This window comes from Candidatus Palauibacter sp. (assembly GCF_965208055.1).
Lineage (GTDB): Bacteria > Gemmatimonadota > Gemmatimonadetes > Palauibacterales > Palauibacteraceae > Palauibacter.
On the sequence record NZ_CBDBNY010000004.1, the window covers coordinates 1,598,833 to 1,613,249 of the forward strand.

10 protein-coding genes are annotated in these 14,417 nt (G+C 70.6%); 3 read left to right on the plus strand and 7 right to left on the minus strand.

The window, feature by feature from the left end; genetic code table 11:
* Positions 1–141 precede the first annotated feature (141 nt).
* Entirely contained in the window at positions 142–4,485 is a 4,344-nt protein-coding gene (locus ACOGXI_RS07245; RefSeq protein WP_419938199.1) for a leucine-rich repeat domain-containing protein, read from the plus strand.
* A gap of 30 nt (positions 4,486–4,515) precedes the next feature.
* On the opposite strand, the gene ACOGXI_RS07250 is transcribed toward ACOGXI_RS07245, so the two are convergent.
* The 7 genes from ACOGXI_RS07250 to ACOGXI_RS07280 all read right to left on the minus strand — a co-directional run bounded on the left by ACOGXI_RS07250 (position 4,516) and on the right by ACOGXI_RS07280 (position 12,004).
* Complete coding sequence (locus ACOGXI_RS07250; protein WP_419938200.1) at positions 4,516–5,385, minus strand: FAD binding domain-containing protein; 870 nt, start codon at positions 5,383–5,385, stop codon at positions 4,516–4,518.
* Complete coding sequence (locus ACOGXI_RS07255; protein WP_419938201.1) at positions 5,382–7,748, minus strand: xanthine dehydrogenase family protein molybdopterin-binding subunit; 2,367 nt, start codon at positions 7,746–7,748, stop codon at positions 5,382–5,384. Before ACOGXI_RS07255 ends, ACOGXI_RS07250 begins: the two co-directional genes overlap by 4 nt.
* Before the next feature lie 15 nt (positions 7,749–7,763).
* Positions 7,764–8,231 carry a (2Fe-2S)-binding protein gene (locus tag ACOGXI_RS07260; RefSeq protein WP_419938202.1) on the minus strand — a complete coding sequence of 156 codons (468 nt, stop codon included), beginning with the start codon at positions 8,229–8,231 and terminating at the stop codon, positions 7,764–7,766.
* Between the two features lie 149 nt (positions 8,232–8,380).
* A complete protein-coding gene (locus ACOGXI_RS07265; RefSeq protein ID WP_419938203.1) occupies positions 8,381–10,549 on the minus strand; it encodes an SUMF1/EgtB/PvdO family nonheme iron enzyme in 2,169 nt (722 codons plus the stop codon).
* Positions 10,549–10,926: a hypothetical protein gene (locus ACOGXI_RS07270; protein ID WP_419938204.1), complete on the minus strand. Its 378-nt coding sequence runs from the start codon at positions 10,924–10,926 to the stop codon at positions 10,549–10,551. The genes ACOGXI_RS07265 and ACOGXI_RS07270 overlap by 1 nt, the downstream gene beginning before the upstream one ends.
* A gap of 3 nt (positions 10,927–10,929) precedes the next feature.
* Positions 10,930–11,649: a hypothetical protein gene (locus tag ACOGXI_RS07275; RefSeq protein WP_419938205.1), complete on the minus strand. Its 720-nt coding sequence runs from the start codon at positions 11,647–11,649 to the stop codon at positions 10,930–10,932.
* A 34-nt stretch (positions 11,650–11,683) separates the two neighbouring features.
* Entirely contained in the window at positions 11,684–12,004 is a 321-nt protein-coding gene (locus tag ACOGXI_RS07280) for a PadR family transcriptional regulator (RefSeq protein WP_419938206.1), read from the minus strand.
* A gap of 161 nt (positions 12,005–12,165) precedes the next feature.
* Between ACOGXI_RS07280 and ACOGXI_RS07285 the strand changes: the two genes are divergently transcribed.
* Together ACOGXI_RS07285 and ACOGXI_RS07290 are read left to right on the plus strand one after the other, a co-directional pair.
* Positions 12,166–13,263 (plus strand): hypothetical protein, encoded by a 1,098-nt coding sequence (locus ACOGXI_RS07285; protein WP_419938207.1) that lies wholly within the window; start codon positions 12,166–12,168, stop codon positions 13,261–13,263.
* Positions 13,263–14,387, plus strand: coding sequence for a hypothetical protein (locus ACOGXI_RS07290; protein WP_419938208.1), 1,125 nt, complete (start codon positions 13,263–13,265; stop codon positions 14,385–14,387). The genes ACOGXI_RS07285 and ACOGXI_RS07290 overlap by 1 nt, the downstream gene beginning before the upstream one ends.
* The last annotated feature ends 30 nt before the right edge of the window (positions 14,388–14,417 follow it).

Sequence of the window (14,417 nt, forward strand, 5' to 3'; positions counted from 1 at the left end):
CGGATTCGGCTTACCCGAGTTGGAACCGGCACCCTGCTCCTGGCTCTGGGCGCGACCCTGTCCTGCGGGGAGTCTCCGACGACTCCGACGCCGGCTCCCCCTCCCCCTCCCCCTCCGCCGTCGGTTCCCGCGGCGGTAACGGTGAGTCCGGGGTCCGCGTCGCTGACCGCTTTGGGTGACACGGTTCGGTTCGCCGCCGAGGTGCGCGACCAGTTCGGGCAGACGATGACGGGGGCGACCGTGTCATGGTCGAGCGGAGACGCGTCCGTCGCAGCGGTCGACGCCGCGGGGCTCGTCACCGCGGCCGGTCCCGGCCAGGCCGACATCACCGCGACCGCCGGCGACGCCGCCGGACGGGCCCGCCTGACCGTGACGCAGACGCCCGATTCCGTCGCCGTGTCGCCCGACTCCGCCGTGCTGGCCGTCGGGGACACCCTCCGCCTCGCGGCCGTGGCGTTCGACGCCAACGGACACGCAGTGCCGGACGCGGCCTTCGCCTGGTCGTCGACCGAGCCCGCCGTCGCAGCGGTCGACGCCGCGGGGCTCGTCACCGCGGCCGGTCCCGGCCAGGCCGACATCACCGCGACCGCCGGCGACGCCGCCGGACGGGCCCGCCTGACCGTGGCGCGGGGGTCGGACTCCGTCGCCGTGTCGCCCCCCTCCGCCACGCTGGCCGTCGGAGACACCCTCCGCCTCGGGGCCCGGAAGATCGACCCAAGCGGGCGCGTCGTACCGGGGGCCACGTTCGCGTGGTCATCCTCCCACCCCTCGGTGGCCTCGGTGGATGATGCGGGACTCGTGCGCGGGATCGCGGCGGGGACGGCCCGGATCACGGCGGCATCCGGGGACGCCTCCGCGGCGTCCGAGATCACCGTCGTCGACCCGGACGACGACCGGGCCGCACTGGTCGCGCTCTACCACGCGACCGACGGACCGAACTGGCGAGACCGCGAGAAGTGGCTGACGGCCGCCCCGCTCGGGGACTGGTACGGCGTGGAGACGGATGCCTCCGGACGCGTCGTCCGGCTTGAACTCTCCGGGTACTGGGAACAAGGCGAGTTTCGGGGGGCGGGGCTGTCGGGCGAACTCCCGCCGGCGCTTGGATACCTCGCGGCGCTCCGGCGCCTGGATCTCAGCGGGAACAGCCTGAGGGGCGAAATCCCGCCCGAACTCAGCCGCCTCACGGCGCTTCAACGCCTGAATCTCAATGGAAACGCCCTGATCGGCGGAATCCCCCCCGAACTCGGCCGCCTCGCGCATCTGCAACGACTGGAGCTCGGCAACAACACTCTGGGGGGGGAGATTCCGCGCGAAATCGGCCGCCTCCGGGCTCTGCGGAGGTTGGTGCTTTTCGGCAACGGTCTGGTCGGCGAGATCCCGCCCGAACTCGGCCGCCTCGAGAATTTGCAACAGGTGCAGCTGCACACCAACAGGCTGACGGGCACGATCCCGCCCCAGCTCGGTCGGCTTGCGTCCCTTGACCGCCTGAACCTCGCCATCAACAACCTCGCGGGCGAGATCCCGCCCGAACTCGGCAACCTCGCGCGGCTGGCTGTGCTGGACGTTGCCGGGAACCGTTTGACGGGCGAGATCCCGCGCCGCTTCGAGGATCTTTCCGCAGTGACGCACCTTCTTTTCGGGGGCAACGACGGTCTCTGTGTGTCCGGCGCCGCCGCCATGGTCGCCTGGGTCGAAGCGAGAACCGTGGACGGCCCCTACTGCAACGAGTCGGACCGGGCCGCGCTCGAATCCCTGTACGATGCGGCGGGCGGGTCCGACTGGATCCGCTCGGCCGGGTGGCTGGGCGGCCGCGCGCTGGAGACGTGGCACGGCGTGTCGAGCGACTCGGCGGGCCGCGTCACCGCGCTCGATCTGGACGGCAACGGTCTTCGCGGCACCCTGACGGCCCGGCTCATCGAGCTGCCGGCCATGACCCGGCTGCGGATTGGCGGCAACCCCGGCCTCGCCGGCCGCCTGCCTCTTTCCCTGGCCGGTCTGGCGCTCGCCGAGTTCCGCTATGCGGGCACCGGACTGTGCACCCCGGCGGACACCCGGTTTCGGGCGTGGCTGAGCGACATCCCGTCGCACGAGGGAACGGGCATCGAATGCGGCGCGCCGACGGACCGGGAGATCCTGGAAACGCTGTACTGGGCGACGAACGGCCCGAACTGGAATTTCAGCGACGGGTGGCTCACCGCGTCACCCCTGAACGAGTGGGTCGGCGTGGGTACGGATGGTTCCGGGCGAGTCGTTTGGCTGTGGCTCCAACACAACGGCCTGTCGGGCTTCATCCCGCCCGAAATCGGCAACCTCGAGGAACTCCAGGAGCTTGTTGTTCCTTATAACGACCTTCGGAATCCCATTCCGCCCGAAATCGGCAACCTCTCAAAGCTCAGGAAATTCGAAGCCACCGAAAGCGGAATCTCGGGCCCCATTCCCGCCGAACTGGGTCGCTTGGCGAACCTGGAAAGCCTACGGCTGGCAGATAATCGGCTGACGGGGACGATCCCGCCCGAAATCAGTGGCCTCGACAGACTGTGGATCCTGAAGCTCAATGGGAATGACCTCACGGGGTCCATTCCGCCCCAGATCGGCGACCTCGCGAACCTGATAAACCTGGATCTCGACCGGAATGAGCTCACGGGCTCCATCCCGCCCCGGATCGGCGACCTCGCGAAACTGATCAGCCTGGGGATAAGGGGGAATCGGCTTTCGGGGCCGATTCCGGTGGAGCTCGGTCGCCTTGACGCCCTTGTGTGGTTGCGGCTCGGCGACAATGCGTTGTCGGGCCCGTTGCCGACGGAGTTCGGCCGCCTCGCGAGCTTGAACGAACTTGATCTGGCGCACAACGCCGCGATGGCGGGCGCCCTGCCGGCAACGCTGACGAACCTGCGAGGCCTCGAGGTCCTGCAGGCGGGGGGGACGGGCCTCTGCGCCCCGACCGATCCAGGCTTCACGACATGGCTGGAAGGGGTTCATCGGCGGCGCGTCGCACCCTGCGCCCCAGCCTCGCTGGCGTACCTGACCCAAGCCGTGCAGTCGCGGGAGTGGCCGGTGCCGCTGGTCGCGGGCGAGCAGGCCCTGCTACGCGTGTTCCTCACCGCCGCCGCCAGCAACGATGGGCCCATCCCGCTCGTCCGGGCCTCCTTCCACCGGGACGGCGCGCTCGTACACGTCGCGGACATCCCCGGCAAGCCGGGAGCGATCCCGGTCGAGGTCGATGAGGCCGACCTTTCCGCGTCGGCCAACGTTGCGATTCCGCCGGACATCGTGCAGCCCGGCCTCGAGATGGTGATCGAAGTCGACCCGGGCCGGACGCTCGATCCGGCGCTGGGCATCGCGAGGCGCATCCCGGACACCGGCCGCCTCGCGGTCGACGTGCGGGCGCTGAGGCGCTTCGACATCACGGCGATTCCATTCCTGTGGGCGCAGGCGCCGGATTCGGCGGTGCTCGAGATGGTGGCCGGCATGGCCGCCGACCCGGAGGGCCACGAGCTGCTTCACGAGACCCGAGAGCTGCTGCCGGTGGGAGACTTGACGATGGCGGGCCATGAGCCCGTGTTGACGTCGAGCAACCACCCGTTCCACCTGCTCGACCAGACGATCATGATCCGGATCATGGAGGGCGGCGAGGGCAACTACCTGGGCATCATGTCCGGACCCATCGCCACCTCATTCGCCGGAGTCGCGGCCCCGGGCACCGGGTCGATCTTCTCCATACCCCGCTCCGGCACCATCGCACACGAATTCGGACACATCATGGACCTCCGGCACGCGCCGTGCGGGGGCGCCTTCGAGCCGGACGAGGCGTACCCGCATCCGAACGGCAACACGGGCGACTGGGGATACGATGGCCGGGGCAACGGAAGACTCGTGTCACCGGAGCGGGGGGACTTGATGTCCTATTGTCAACCCAGGTGGATCGGGAGCTATCATTTTGCGAACGCGCTTCGCTTCCGACTCTTCGACGAGGGCCCGCCCGCGGCGCGGGCGGCCGGGGCCGGCTCTCCCCGATCGCTGCTTCTGTGGGGCGGCGCGGACGCCGGGGGAGAGCCGTTTCTCAACCCCTCCTTCGTCGTCGACGCGCCCGCCAGCCTGCCGGACGCCGCCGGGGAGTATCGCGTGGCCGGGCGGGCCGCCGACGGCCAGGAACTCTTTTCGCTGAGTTTCCCGATGATCGAGACGGCGGACGGGGACGGGCGCTCCGCCTTCGTCTTCGCCCTGCCCGTCCAGCCGGGTTGGGGTGGGAGACTCGCCAGCATCGTGCTCTCGGGGCCCGATGGCTCCGCCACGCTGGATGTCCGAACCGACCGGCCGATGGCGATCGTGCGCGACCCCGCCTCCGGTCGGATCCGCGCGATCCTGCGCGACCTGCCGCCCGCCATGGCGTCGGCGGAGACCGCGGCGGCCGCGATGCCGGCCGGACCGGGCCTCGAAGTGCTGTTCAGCCGGGGGATCCCCGAGCCCGACGCCTGGAGACGGTAGAGACCGTCAAGACCGGCCCGGCCGCGCCGGCTATGCCCGCTGCATGCCCGGGCAGCCGGCCGCCTCGGCGACGGCGCGCGCGATCAGCACCTGCGCGAGGTGGAGACGGTACTCCGAACTCGCGTTCTCGTCCGCCGGGGGCGTCTCGAGTTCCGATACTCGTGATGCCGCAGCGAGGATCTGCGCCTTCTCGGACGTGCCGGTGAGCGCCGCTTCGACCGCGTGCGCCCGCAGGGGCGTCCCGCCCATGTTCGTGAGCCCGATCGCAGCGCCCGCGATTCCGGAGTCCGTCCAGTTCACGACGGCGGCGACGCCGACGATCGCCCAGTCCTGGGCGCGGCGCTGGAACTTCTGATAGGCGCTGCCCCAGCCCTCCCGCTTCGGCACCCGGACGCCCGTCACGATCTCCCCATCCGCCGCGGCCGACATGAACGGGCCGACGAAGAAGTCCGCCGCCGATACCGAGCGCGTGCCGCCGCGCCCCGCGAGGGCGACCTCGGCATCCAGCGCGAGCAGCGCCGCCGGCAGGTCCGAGGCCGGATCCGCGTGCGCGACCGAACCGCCGAGCGTGCCGCGGTGCCGCACCTGCGGATCGCCGATCCCCTCCGCCACCTTCGCGAGGAGGCCGCTGCCGCCCGTGAGCGCGGAGGCGCCGGCCACTTCGTGGTGCGTCGTCAGGGCGCCGACCGCGACCGAGTCCCCATCGTCGCGCACGCCGCGCAGTTCTTCGATGCCGCCGATGTCCACCAGCAGCGAGGGCCGCGCCAGCCGCAGCCGCATGAGCGGAAGGAGCGAATGTCCGCCGGCCAGCGGCCGCGCGTCCTCGCCGCCCTCGGCGAGCAGGCTCAGCGCCTCATCGAGAGAGGAAGCGCGCTCGTAATCGAAAGACGCCGGAATCATGCCTCACCTCCCTGGGCCGCCTGAATGGCTCGCCACACCCGTTCCGGACTTGCCGGCATCGGGATGTCCGTCACGCCGAGGTGCGAGAGCGCGTCCACGACCGCGTTGATCACCGCCGGCGCGGACCCGATCGTCCCCGCCTCGCCGATCCCCTTCACCCCCATGGGGTTCGAGGTGCTCGGCGTCACCGTCCGGTCCGTCTCGAAGGACGGGAACTCCGCCGCCGACGGCACGAGATAGTTGACCATCGACGCCGTCTCCAGCGTCCCGTCCTCCCCGTACGTCGCCTCCTCGTACAGCGCGGCCGCGATCCCCTGCGCCACGCCGCCGTGTACCTGACCGTCCACGATGACGGGGTTGATCACGGGCCCGCAGTCGTCCACCGCGATGTAGCGGACGAGATCCACGGCGCCGGTATCCGTATCCACCTCGACCACGGCCACGTGCGTGCCGAAGGGGAAGGTGAAGTTCGGCGGATCGTACACGCAGTGCGCCTCCAGCCCGGGCTCCGAGTCCTCCGGCAGGCTGTGGGCCGTCCACGCCGCGAAAGCCAGCTCCGGCATCGACTTCGTGCGATCCGGGACCCCCTTCACCGAGAAGGTTCCCGCCTCGTACTCGAGGTCCTCGGGCGCCACCTCGAGCAGGTGCGCCGCGAGCCCCCTCGCCTTGTCGACGACCCGATCGCACGCGTTGTGCACCGCGACCCCCGCCACCGCGAGGCTGCGGCTGCCGTACGTGTTCATCCCGTGCGGCGCCACGTGCGTGTCTCCGTGGAGGACGGTCACGTCCTCGTACGGGATCCCGAGCATGTCCGCCGCGATCTGGGACCAGGAGGTCACATGCCCCTGCCCGTGCGGCGAACTGCCCGTCACGACTTCCGCCTTTCCGGTCGGCAGCATGCGCACCGTGGCCGCGTCCCAGCCGCCGGCGGCGTACTTGAGCGAGGCCAGCACCTGCGAGGGCGCGAGCCCGCAGATTTCCACGTAGGACGAGAACCCCACGCCGATCTGCCTGCTGCCGCCGCCTTCCCTGCGCTCCGCCTGGTCGCTCCGGAACCCGTCGTAGTCCAGCAGTTCCAGCGCGCGGTCGAGCGCGGGCTCGTAGTCGGCCGAGTCGAAGGCGAGCCCGCCCGGGCTCTGGACCATGTCGCCGGCCGGGAGGAAGTTCCGCCGCCGGATCTCCGCCACGTCCACGCCGACCTTCCGCGCGAGCGCGTCGATCGCCCGTTCGATGGCGTAGGTCGCCTCGGGCCGGCCCGCGCCGCGGTAGGCGTCCGTCGGGGTCGTGTTCGTGAACACGCCCGTGCACTCGAAGTGATACGCCTCCCCGCCGTAGCAGCCGCAGTAGAGGAAGGCGCCCAGGAGCGGAACCCCCGGCGCCACGAGCTGCAGGTAGGCGCCCATGGCCGCGAGGATGTTGACGCGGTATCCAAGGATGTCGCCGTCGGCCGTCGCCGCGATCTCGATCTCCTGGACCTGGTCCCGGCCGTGGATCGTGGCGAGGTAGCCCTCGCTCCGCCCGGCGACCCACTTGACGGGCTTCCCCAGACGGCGCGCGAGGGCGATGCAGAGCGCCTCCTCCGCGTACACGTTCAGCTTCGAGCCGAAGCCGCCGCCCACGTCGGAGGGGGCGATCACCCGGATCTGAGACTCGGGAATTCCGAGGGTGAGCGCGAACAGCACCTTCGCGACGTGGGGAATCTGCGTCGTCGACCACACCGTGAAATCGCCCGTCGAGGGGACCGGCTGCGCGACGACGGCGCGCGGCTCCATCGCGTTCGGGATCAGCCGCGGCTGCGTGTAGCGCTCCCTGACCACGACATCCGCCTTCGCGAAGGCCGCGTCCACGTCGCCGTTCGTCAGCGCCCACGTGTAGCTCTTGTTGTCATCGAACGACTCGTGCACGCGCGGCGCATCGTCGGCCAGCGCCGCCTCCACGTCCACGACCGCGTCCTGCACCTCGTAGTCGACCTCCACGAGTTCCGCCGCGTCGAGCGCCGCGTTGCGGCTCGTCGCGACCACGACCGCCACCGCGTCGCCCACGTAGCGCGCCACATCCTGCGCCACCGGCCAGTGGTCGGGGATCCTGATGTCGTCCGTCACGGGCCACGCCATCGGCAGGCCCGCCGCCCACTCGTCGGCCAGGTCCGCCCCGCTGTACGCCGCGACCACACCGTCCGCGGACGCGGCGGCGGACACGTCCACCGAGTCGATGCGCGCCGACCCGTACGGACTCCGCACGAGCGCCGCATGAAGCATGCCGGGCAGCGTGAGGCCTTCCAGGAACTGGCCCTGCCCTGTGAGAAGCTTGGGATCCTCTTTCCTGGGGACCCCGCCGCCAACGTATTTCTCGGCCGTCGCCATGTTCTCTCCCCTCGCCTAAGAGCCCATGTCGTCGGCGGCCGCGAGCACCGCCTTGACGATGTTGTGGTAGCCCGTGCACCGGCAGAGGTTGCCCTCCAGCGCGAGCCGGACCTCGTCCTCCGTGGGCGCCGGGTTCTCATCCAGGTATCCCACCGTGGCCATCATCATGCCGGGAGTACAGAACCCGCACTGCAGGCCGTGGTTCTCGTGGAACGCCTTCTGGACCGGGTGCCAATCGCCGTTCGACGCGAGCCCCTCGACGGTGGCGACCTCCGCGCCATCCGCCTGGACGGCGAGCACGGTACACGACTTCACCGACTGACCGTTCATCAGAATCGTGCAGGCGCCGCACGAGGACGTGTCGCAGCCCACGTTCGTGCCGGTTAGTTCGAGTTGTTCGCGGATGAAATGAACGAGGAGGGTCCGGGGTTCGACGTCCGCTTCGTGCCGAACGCCGTTCACGGTGACGGAGATGCGCTTCATGCGGCCACTCCTGATCCTGTGCCGGCGGGAGCGCCGGCGGAACTCCCGGAACGGGACTCGTCCGGCCGCCCGTCGGCCGGGGGATCTCAGTCTAGAACGCGTCGCGGGGCCGGTGCAACCGCGCTGGAGCCGGGAGTCGGCGGGAGGGGCTACCGGGCGGAGTCCGTCCGCGCTGGATCGAGGGTGAGGCCGACGCGGAAACCCGACCCGCCGCCGACCTGCGGGTGGGCGCGGCGCGCTTCGGCGGTGGCCAGAATGCTCCCGCCGCTCCGCCACGCCGAGCGCACGGTCCAGCGGAAGTAGCTGAACCCGCCGCCCCTCCAAGTGGGACGCAGACAGCGGCGTTCGCTCCAGAAGCGAGACGCTTCGCGGACCGGCGTGCCGTCGACCGGGACCTCCTCGTAGGTGGACGTCCAGCAGTCGGCCACGAGTTCCTGCACGTTGCCGAGCATGTCGTGCAGTCCCCACGGATTCGGCGGCAGCGATCCGGTGGGCGCGGTCGACCCCACTTCCCACTCGAGCCCGCACTCCTCGCACACCGCGTGTCCGCTCCCGACCTCGTCTCCCCACCAGCGGGCGGTCGTCGTCCCGGCCCGGGCCGCGTATTCCCACTCGGCGCTGCTCGGCAGCCGGTACGGGCGGCCGGTCACCTCCGCCAGCCAGGCGAGGTACGTCTCGGCATCGCGGTAGGAGACGTGGATCACGGGCCGGTCGCCCCGCCCCCACCCTCTGTCCGTGGGCCGGTAGTCGCATCCCCCCGCCTCGACGCAGCGGTCCCACTCGTCGAAGGTCACCTCGTACTTGCCGATCGCGAACCGGTGTCCGAACTCGACCCGCACGCGGGGACGCTCACTCTCCCGCGTGAACTCCGGCCGCCGCGGCTCCCGGTCGAGCCCGAGGCGCCGGTCCTCGCCCTCCGCCCGCCCCATCGCGAACCCACCCGGCGGCATTTCCACCATGACCGGGCAGAAGTCGCAGTCCGTGAACTCGTGCAGACCCGCCGGGTTGGGCTCGGCCGGACGCCGGGGCGGGGCCGTCTCCGCGACGGAGGGTAGCCGCCGGGATGTGATCCGCAGCACCGACCCGATCCCTCGGGGCGCGTTCCCACCGGCGAGCGCGCCTCCGCCCTGCGCGTCCGTTGCGCCCGCCGCCTCCGCGCCCGTCCCCACGTCGTACAGCGACACCCTCACCTCTCCCGTCTCCATCACCGGCCGCACCGCAACCAACCGCGACGGCGACGCGAACCCGACGGGGATGGCGGGGATGTCGAGCGTCCCCAGGTATTCGCCGGCGGCTCCCATCACGTCGACGACCTCGGGGAGGAGGCCGCGCGTCCGCCGCGACACCCACAGCCGGCCCGCCGGATCGGGCGTGAACCCGACGATGGGAGACAGCGTCTCCTCGTACCCGGTGGCGTCCACCACCTCCTCGGCCGTCACGCCGCACTGCCGCATGAGGCTCCGGTACGGGCCCGGGCCGAACGTGAGCGACGCCATCGCCATCTCGCGGGTGACCGGGATCGCCGGGGCCGCCGCCCGGCGCACACTGCTGAAGACCGTTCCTCGCGCGAAGCCGTCGATGCGGAACCCGTCACCATGCCCGAACCAGAGCGTGTCGCCGCGGCTCGCCCATACCACGTCCGGCGCGAACACCTTCGGGGCGGGCATGGACGCGCACGGCAGTTCCATGAGCGAGAGTTCCCGGCGGACGACGTGGACAGGCTCGGCCCCGCGCGGCGTGTGGACCGCCAGCGTCTGATCCATCGACAGGTCCGCCGTGGCCGATCCCACGGTCGCGAACCAGTCCGCTCCCCCACCCTCGCCGACCGCGAAGCCCGGCCCCCAGTAGTTCGCCGGGAGCCGCTCCTCACCCAGGAACTCTCCGTCCGGGGACCAGCGGCTGAGCACTCCCCGCCTCGCATCGAGCGCCACGAGCGTCCCGCCCGGCGCCAGCGTCAGCGCGGACACGCCTCGAAACTCCCCCGGACCACCCCCCTCGCGCCCCAATTCCTCCAGGAAGGCGCCGGCGAAGCCGAACACGGCGACCCGCGCGCCCGTCAGGTCCGCGACGTAGACGCGCCCGGCCGCCGGATCCGCCGCCACCCCCCAGGGGAGTGCCGTGAGCGCGCTGTCCGGCGTCATGAGATCCGCAATGTGGACGGCCCCGCCCGCGAACGGCGCGTCTGAGGTCTCGTTGTCGGAAATCGACACTCCCGCCGAGTCGCGCCGCGACGGGCCCCCGACGCCTTCTTCCGGCCCCGCCGCGCAGGCGCCGATCCCGAGGGCGAGACCCGCGGCGACGAGCGTGGGGAGCCGCATCAGCGCGCCATGCCGGGATCCCGCCGGCCGCTCGCGTATTGCAGGACGAGCCAGGCGACCGAAGCGAAGCCGAGGATCAGGAAGCCCACGATGGACGAGCCCAGGGTGACCTGCATCCCGCTCCATACCAATGACGGGCTTACCTCCCCCGCCCGCGAGATGGCCTCGGCCGCCATCCACACGCCAACCAGCGATCCGAGCACGCCGAGGCACGCGGCGAGGGCGCCGAGAATCAGGATCGAATGGATACGCAGGCCCACCGCCGGAGCGCCGGGGCGGACGAGGTCGACCGTCGTGCGCACGATCTGCACGAGCATGAGAATCAGGACGATCCAGATCGGATACTGGATGAATCCGAGTGATTCGAAGAAGGACATCGGTTACCTCCGCCTGGATGAGGTGGGTGTGACGGGAGAGGCAAAGAACGTCGATATGCGGTGCTCCATCGTCTCGTCGTCGATCAGTCGCGGCGTGATGGCGAGCCAGCCGAAGAGTCCGAAGATGGCCGCGCCGAACCCGAGTGCGGCACAGGAGACGATGCGGCCGACGGCGTCCCACATGGCCGGCATCGCGAAATCCTCGACGTCGAGCGCTTCGAAGGCGCTGTAGCCCTCCCAGGACGCGCCCAGCGCCCCGAGGGCGACCGCGAAGACGATGAGCCCGACCTGCCGTTCCCACAGGCGGCGCCGCAGGTCCGGCCGCAGGTCGCCGTCGATCCAGAGACGCGTCGCGGCCCGGGTCCAGTTCGCGGCGAGCAGGGCGACCACGATGACCTGGGGCCAGGCGAGCACGGCCGCGGAGCCGAGTGGGCCCGACCCGATCATCGTGATGCACGCGACCGCCCCGGCCAGGCCTGTGGCCGCGAGAATGCCGAGGCGTTCCACCCGGTCGATCCACCCCGTGCCCCGCGCCCAGCGGCCCAGCGGCGGCGCATGCTGCGCTTCGAGCTGAGCGAGCGTCTCCGTGCCCGGCACGAGCTGGCGAAGGGCGGCGCGGCGTGCCTGGGCCGGTCCGTATCCGCGACGCTCCAGTTCCGCCTGCAGCGCCTCCGCGTCGGCGTCGACTTCCTCCAGCAGGTCGAGGCGGCGGCGCGGCGGCACCGCAAGATTCCGTTCGATGTCTGCGAGGGGATGTTCAGGCCGCATGGGTTCCCCCGAAGAGTTCCAGCAGCACCCGGAACTGTCGCTCCAGTTGCGCCGCTCCCGCCGCCAGTTCGGCACGACCCGCGTCGGTGAGTTCGTACGTCTTCCGCCGCCGCCCGTCCCCGCTCCATTTCCCGTGCACGTGCCCGTCCGTCTCGAGTCGGTGCAGGATCGGATAGAGCGTCCCGTGCTGAAACGAAAACGCGCCCCCCGTCCGTTCCTCCACGGAGAGCGCGATCTGGTAGCCGTGTGCGGGTCCCCGCTCCAGGACCGCGAGCACGAGCAGTTCGTTGATGCGCTTCGAGAGAGTCATGCACACATGATATAAAGATGGTCTTTATATCGCAAATCTGAATACCGGGAAGAGCGGCGACGGTCGCGGGTATCCCCGGCCAGACCCGTCCGCGACATTGGAGACGGCGGGACCGGGCCGTCCGCGGATAACCGCCGCCAGGGGAGCCAGCGAGAAACGAATTGTACACGACCTGCATCTTCTGCCACGGCGACCTCGCCCGGAACGAGGCCCTCGAGGAGTTCCCGGTCGGCCGCCGTCTCGCTTTCGACGGGGCAAGGGGACGGCTCTGGGTCGTGTGCCGGCGCTGTGAGCGCTGGAACCTCTCCCCGCTGGAGACGCGGTGGGAGGCGATCGAAGCCTGCGAGCGCGCCTTCGAGAGCACCCGCATGCGGGTCGCCTCGGACAACATCGGCCTTGCGAAACTCAAGGAGGGCCTCGAACTCGTCCGCGTCGGCGACCCCGTCCGGCAGGAGTTCGCGGCGTGGCGCTACGGCGATCAGTTCGGCCGCCGCCGCAAGCGGGCCATGCTCATCACCGGCGCCGTCGCGACCGCAGCCGGGGCCCTCGTCGTGGGAGGCGTGGTCTCGCTGGGCTCGCTCTGGCTGACGAGCAGGTGGTCGAAGACCTGGTATCTCAATCGTGTCATTCACCGGACTCGAGATTCTCGCGGAGAGCCCGTGCGGGTCCTGCGGAGACACCTCTATACGTCGCGTCTCGTGCCGGATGCCGAGGGAAGTGGCTGGGGACTTCAGGTTGACTACATCCGGGGCTGGGACAAGCGATCGGGCAGGGCGTTGCGGACGATGATGATTCAGGGCCCCGACGCGACCGGGATGGCCGGACAGTTGATGGCGCGAGCCAACCGCCGCGGCGGCGCCGAGCAGGTGATCCGCCAGGCCGTGAGGCGGATCGAAAACGCCGGCCACCCGGAGGCCTTTCTTCCCGAAGCGGCGGAAATGGCGCAGCGCGCTTTTCGGCGATCCGCCAAGGATCATCCGCCCGTACACCGAATCGAACGGCTGCGGAAACCCCTGCCCGGTACGCTCGCGGGCATGACCGACAGTATGCGTCTGGCCGTCGAGATGGCGACGCAGGAGGCCACCGAACGCGAAGCGCTGGAGGGAGAACTGAAGGAACTCGAGGCGCGGTGGCGCGAAGCGGAGGAGATCGCCCACATCGCCGACAACCTCTTTGTCCCCGAAGGCGTCGACAGCTTCATCGCCGACGAGCGCGGGCGAACCGACGCCGACGCCGCGCACCTGTCGCGGAACGCCTGATGTATACGACGTGCATCTTCTGCCACGGCGACCTCGACCGGAACGAGGCCATCGAGGAGTTTCCCGTCGGCCGGCGCCTCGCCTTCGACGGCGCCAAGGGGCGGCTCTGGGTCGTGTGCCGGCGCTGCGAACGCTGGAACCTCTCCCCGCTGGAGACGCGGTGGGAGGCGATCGAAGCCTGCGAGCGCGCCTTCGAGACCACCCGCATGCGGGTCGCCTCCGACAACATCGGCCTTGCGAAACTCAAGGAGGGCCTCGAACTCGTCCGCGTCGGCGACCCCGTCCGGCAGGAGTTCGCCGCCTGGCGCTACGGCGACCAGTTCGGTCGGCGGCGCAAGCGGGCCATGCTCGTCACGGGCGCCGTCGGGGCGGCGGCGGGCGGGGTCGTCGTAGGCGGCACGATCGCCGGGTTCGCCATGGGCGGCATCTTCCCGGGGCTCTTCCAGGGGGCTCAGGCCTGGTATCGGGACCGCGTCCTGCTTCGTCTCAGGGACGAGCACGGCGACCCCATCCGGATCCAGCGAAAGCACCTCTACACCTCCCGTCTCGTGCCGAGCGCGGACGCCTCGGGCTGGGACCTTCGCGTCGATCACATCCCGGGGTGGGATAAGTGGGACAGGACGAACAAGCGCAAGAACCACCGACATACGATGATCGTTCACGGGAGCGAGGCGATCGGCCTCGCGGGCCAGCTCATGGCCCAGGCCAACCGGCGCGGCGGCGCACGGAAGGCGGTTCGCGACGCGGTCGGGAGGATCGAGGAGGCCGGGCACCCGGACGCGTTTCTCCCCGTGGCGGCGCGCCACGCCATGAGCGACTTCTCCGGTTCGGGGAAAGCAGATCTCCCGGCGAAGAAGATCGAGGGATTGATGAAGCCCCTGCCGGGCACCCTGGCGGGACTCAAGGTGGACATGCGGCTGGCGATCGAGATGGCGACGCACGAGCAGGCCGAACGCGAGGCACTCGAAGGGGAACTGAAGGAACTGGAGGCGCGCTGGCGCGAGGCGGAGGAGATCGCCCGCATCGCCGACAACCTGTTCGTCCCCGAGAGCGTGGACAGCTTCATCGCCGACGAACGTTCGCAGATCGACCACGACCCGGCGAGGGGGGGGCCGACCGGCTGAGAGCCTGTCCGGGGCCGCCCCGGTTCCCTA

Coding starts and splice junctions, on each gene's coding strand:
- ACOGXI_RS07250 (WP_419938200.1), bottom strand. CDS start 5,385: ATGATTCCGGCGTCTTTCGATTACGAGCGCGCTTCCTCTCTCGATGAG.
- ACOGXI_RS07255 (WP_419938201.1), bottom strand. CDS start 7,748: ATGGCGACGGCCGAGAAATACGTTGGCGGCGGGGTCCCCAGGAAAGAG.
- ACOGXI_RS07260 (WP_419938202.1), bottom strand. CDS start 8,231: ATGAAGCGCATCTCCGTCACCGTGAACGGCGTTCGGCACGAAGCGGAC.
- ACOGXI_RS07265 (WP_419938203.1), bottom strand. CDS start 10,549: ATGCGGCTCCCCACGCTCGTCGCCGCGGGTCTCGCCCTCGGGATCGGC.
- ACOGXI_RS07270 (WP_419938204.1), bottom strand. CDS start 10,926: ATGTCCTTCTTCGAATCACTCGGATTCATCCAGTATCCGATCTGGATC.
- ACOGXI_RS07280 (WP_419938206.1), bottom strand. CDS start 12,004: ATGACTCTCTCGAAGCGCATCAACGAACTGCTCGTGCTCGCGGTCCTG.
- ACOGXI_RS07290 (WP_419938208.1), top strand. CDS start 13,263: ATGTATACGACGTGCATCTTCTGCCACGGCGACCTCGACCGGAACGAG.